This window comes from Stutzerimonas stutzeri SDM-LAC (assembly GCF_000235745.1).
Taxonomy (GTDB): domain Bacteria; phylum Pseudomonadota; class Gammaproteobacteria; order Pseudomonadales; family Pseudomonadaceae; genus Stutzerimonas; species Stutzerimonas stutzeri_H.
On the sequence record NZ_AGSX01000161.1, the window covers coordinates 1 to 4,070 of the forward strand.

General features: G+C 60.7%; 5 protein-coding genes. 4 read left to right on the forward strand and 1 reads right to left on the reverse strand.

Annotated features, from left to right (window positions below):
- Positions 1-514 (reverse strand): glutathione peroxidase (locus PSTU_RS0116005; RefSeq protein WP_019342028.1); only part of this gene is annotated, 514 nt, incomplete at its 3' end.
- A gap of 154 nt (positions 515-668) precedes the next feature.
- Here PSTU_RS0116005 and PSTU_RS0116010 point away from each other — a divergent pair.
- The 4 genes from PSTU_RS0116010 to modC are packed head-to-tail and all read left to right on the forward strand — an operon-like array spanning position 669 to position 4,021.
- The gene (locus PSTU_RS0116010; RefSeq protein ID WP_019342029.1) at positions 669-1,481 is read left to right on the forward strand and encodes a TOBE domain-containing protein; all 813 of its coding nucleotides are present in this window, start codon (positions 669-671) and stop codon (positions 1,479-1,481) included.
- A 7-nt stretch (positions 1,482-1,488) separates the two neighbouring features.
- Positions 1,489-2,241, forward strand: coding sequence for a molybdate ABC transporter substrate-binding protein (gene modA / locus PSTU_RS0116015; protein ID WP_019342030.1), 753 nt, complete (start codon positions 1,489-1,491; stop codon positions 2,239-2,241).
- A 2-nt stretch (positions 2,242-2,243) separates the two neighbouring features.
- On the forward strand, positions 2,244-2,933 hold the full coding sequence (modB, locus tag PSTU_RS0116020) for a molybdate ABC transporter permease subunit (RefSeq protein ID WP_029404831.1): 690 nt from the start codon (positions 2,244-2,246) through the stop codon (positions 2,931-2,933).
- Positions 2,930-4,021: a molybdenum ABC transporter ATP-binding protein gene (gene modC / locus PSTU_RS0116025; RefSeq protein WP_019342032.1), complete on the forward strand. Its 1,092-nt coding sequence runs from the start codon at positions 2,930-2,932 to the stop codon at positions 4,019-4,021. The genes modB and modC overlap by 4 nt, the downstream gene beginning before the upstream one ends.
- Positions 4,022-4,070 lie beyond the last annotated feature (49 nt).

The following is a 4,070-nucleotide window of genomic DNA, read 5'->3' on the forward strand; positions in this document are numbered from 1 at the left end:
GCTCTGGATCGTCCGGTTCGACTTTGCTCGAAAAGTAGTCGACCACCTTGCCGTTGCGATCGACCACGTATTTGTAGAAGTTCCAGCGCGGCGCCCCTCCGGCCTGCTCGGCCAGTTCACGGAAAAGTGGTGTCGCATCGCTGCCACGTACGGGCTGTGTCTGCGCCATCGGAAAGGTCACGCCGTAATTCACATAGCAAACCTCGGCCGTTTCGGCCGCATCGTCCGACTCCTGAAAAAAGTCATCTGACGGCACGCCGAGAACCATCAAGCCATCATTTTTGTAGCGCTGATACAACGCCTCCAGCCCCTCGAATTGCGGAGCGAAGCCGCAAAAGCTGGCGGTGTTGACCACCACCAATGCCTTGCCTTGAAACTGCTCGCACAGATCGATGGTTTCCTTTGATCGCAGCTTTGGAAGTTCATGCTGCAGCAACGCGGGGCACTGTTCCGCCGTTGCGGGCCCAGCCATCAGAAGCAACGCAAGTGAGGCGGCAATCCATTTGATTTTCATGACAACGCTCCAGACGTGATTGAAGCCACGCTACTCCCGAGTCACGCCGGGAGCAACGACGTCCATCGCTCACGATCAGGACCAAAACGAAAACGCTATATACAAATCTATATAGCGCTTGTCAGAATGACCCACCTCCTGACCGGACCCAAACATGAGCGATCCGAGACAATTCGAGCCATTGCGCATTGACGGGCAGCTCTGGTTCAACCGTGGCGAGAAGGGCTATCTCGGTGGCAAACGCATCGAGCTGCTCGAACAGATCGAGGCGACCGGGTCCATCAGCCGAGCCGCCAAAGCTATCAAGCTTAGCTATAAGGCGGCTTGGGATGCGGTGGATGCGATGAACAATCTCTCCGAACGGCCACTGGTGATGCGCAGCGCCGGCGGTGCCAAGGGCGGCGGGACACAACTGACCGAGTTCGGTCGAGAGATGCTGCACATCTGGCAGCGTATGCAGCACGAGTACGAACGCTTCCTGGCGCAGGTCGGCCAGGGTATCGACGGATTCGAGGATTTCGACAAACTGCTCCGGGCGATCGCGATGAAAACCAGTGCACGCAACCGGTTTCGGGGCCGCATCACCCACGTCGAAAAAGGCGCTGTAAACGGCAGCGCCAGCCTGGATATCGGCGACGGACAAACCATGACCGCCACCCTGACCAACGACAGCATCGACGAGCTTCAGCTCGCGCCGGGCAAGATCGCCATGGCCCTGGTCAAAGCCAGCTTCGTCCTGCTGTCGCCTGATCCCGACGTTAAGATCAGCGCCCGCAACCGCCTGAGCGGAACCGTCAGCGCGATCACACCTGGCGCGGTCAGCTGCGAGGTCAAATTGCAGCTTCCCGGCAACCGCACGCTCGGTGCGGTGATAACCAACGAAAGCACCGAGGCGCTGGGATTGGCTGTTGGCCAGCCCTGTACGGCATTGATCAAGGCCTCCCACGTGATCATCGCGGTAGATTGAGGAACGGATGAATCGCACCTGCATGACGCTAATGATGCTGCTGACCGCACTCACACCCGTGACGAGCCAGGCCGACGAAGTCCAGATTGCAGTGGCATCGAACTTCACCGCCCCGATGCGCGTCATCGCCGAACAGTTCGAACGCGACACTGGGCACAAGGCGCTGCTGGCCTTTGGCTCGACCGGAAAGTTCTACGCACAAATTCGCAATGGCGCACCCTTTTCGGTGCTGTTGGCAGCCGATGAACAGGTCCCGGCCAGGCTGGAAAACGAAGGGCTGGGAGTGGCTGGGAGCCGCTTCACCTATGCCATCGGTACGCTGGTGTTGTGGTCGGCCAAAGAAGGCTACGTCGATAAGCAGGGTGAAGTGCTGAGTGACGAAACGTTTCGCCACCTGGCCATCGCCAACCCGAAAACCGCACCCTACGGGGCCGCCGCCGTGGCCACGCTAAAAAAGCTGGGCCTGTTCGACTCGGTCAGCGGCAAGTTGGTCCAGGGCGAAAACATTGCGCAAACCCATCAGTTCGTCACCAGCGGCAACGCCGAACTCGGCTTTGTCGCCCTTTCCCAGGTAATCGAAGATGGGGTGATACGGCAGGGCTCAGGCTGGGTGGTGCCTGCCGCCTACCATCCACCGATTCGCCAGGATGCCCTGCTGCTAACCAAGGGTCGCGACAACCCGGCGGCGCAAGCGCTGCTGGATTACCTGCGCAGCGCAAAGGCAGTCGAGGTGATCAAAGCCTACGGTTATGGCCGCTAGTGATGGAGATGCCCTCCCTGGATGACGCCAGCCTCTCTGCCATCTGGCTGACGCTCAAACTCGCCAGCATCACCACGCTTCTGCTGCTGCTAGTCGGAACGCCCATCGCATGGTGGCTGGCGCGGACCCGCTCACGTCTTAAAGGTCCCATTGGCGCGTTGGTGGCGTTGCCTCTCGTCCTCCCACCCAGCGTGCTCGGCTTCTATCTGCTTGTCGCAATGGGGCCTGATGGACCCGTTGGGCAACTGACCCAGTCGCTCGGCATCGGTGTTCTACCGTTCACCTTTGCCGGCCTGGTTGTCGGATCGGTTCTGTACTCGATGCCCTTCGTCGTGCAACCGTTGCAAAACGCCTTCGAAGCGATTGGTGAACGCCCCCTGGAAGCCGCGATGACCTTGCGTGCAGGGCCACTGGACACCTTCTTCAGCGTCGTGTTGCCGCTGGCCCGGCCAGGTTTCGTAACCGCCAGCATTCTCGGCTTTGCCCATACAGTCGGCGAGTTTGGTGTAGTACTGATGATCGGCGGCAATATTCCCGAGAGAACCCGCGTGCTGTCCGTGCAGATCTACGATCACGTCGAAGCCTTGGAATATACCCAGGCACACTGGCTCGCCGGTGGGATGCTGCTGTTTTCCTTTCTTGTACTGCTCACGCTCTATGCGAGCCCCATTCGGCAGGGGTGGCGCGGATGACCAGCAATCCGAGCGGGATCCATGCTCGCCTGCACCTGGGCCATCCAGGCTTCACGCTGGACGTCGATGTCGAACTACCGGGGCGAGGTGTTACCGCGCTGTTCGGTCCCTCGGGCTCGGGCAAGACCAGTTGCCTGCGCTGCATCGCCGGGCTCGAACGCAGCAACACGGGCACGCTGATGGTCAACGGTGAAAGCTGGCAGGACTCGAGCCGCCAGTTGTTCGTGCCACCGTATCAGCGCCCGATTGGCTATGTGTTTCAGGACGCCAACCTGTTTGCCCATCTGTCCGTCAGAGCCAATCTCGAATTCGGCATGAAGCGCATCCCGGCGAGGGACCGGCGTGTCGCTTGGGATCAGGCTGTCGAGTTGCTGGGTATCGAGCACCTCTTGGAGCGCATGCCGGAGCGGCTTTCCGGCGGCGAAAGGCAACGGGTAGGAATTGCGCGCGCCCTGCTTACCAGCCCACGCCTGCTGTTAATGGACGAGCCGCTGGCTGCGCTCGATGTGAAGCGCAAACAGGAAATCCTGCCGTATCTCGAACGTCTACACGACGAACTGGATATCCCCCTGCTCTATGTCAGCCACGCGCCAGACGAAGTGGCGCGACTGGCTGACCACCTGGTCCTGCTCGATGAGGGCAAGGTCGTGGCGCAGGGAGCACTTCATGAAACCCTGGCACGCCTGGATCTGCCGACCGCGTTCGGTGAGGATGCTGGCGTTGTCATCGAGTCGGAAATTACGGGACACGACCTGGATTATCACCTCACTCGCCTGACGTTTCAGGGCGGTGATGTGCTGGTAGCGCAGCGGAGCGAAGCGGTCGGGCATCGGCTGCGCTTTCGTGTGCATGCGCGGGATGTCAGCCTGACGCTGGAACGTGCAGAGGGCACGAGCATCAGCAACCTGCTACCGGTGCGGGTCGAGGAAGTGGTCAGCGCCGATACGCCCGCTCATGTGCTGGTTCGTCTGAGCGCTCAAGGTACCCCGCTGTTAGCTCGAATCACGCGGCGCTCCGCCGACCAGCTCGGCGTGACCGAAGGCAAGGCGCTTTGGGCACAGATCAAGACAGTCGCGCTGCTGGGCTGAGGTGTCGTCCTAGCCCAGCAGCGCCAGGACGACCAGCACCGCGCACTCG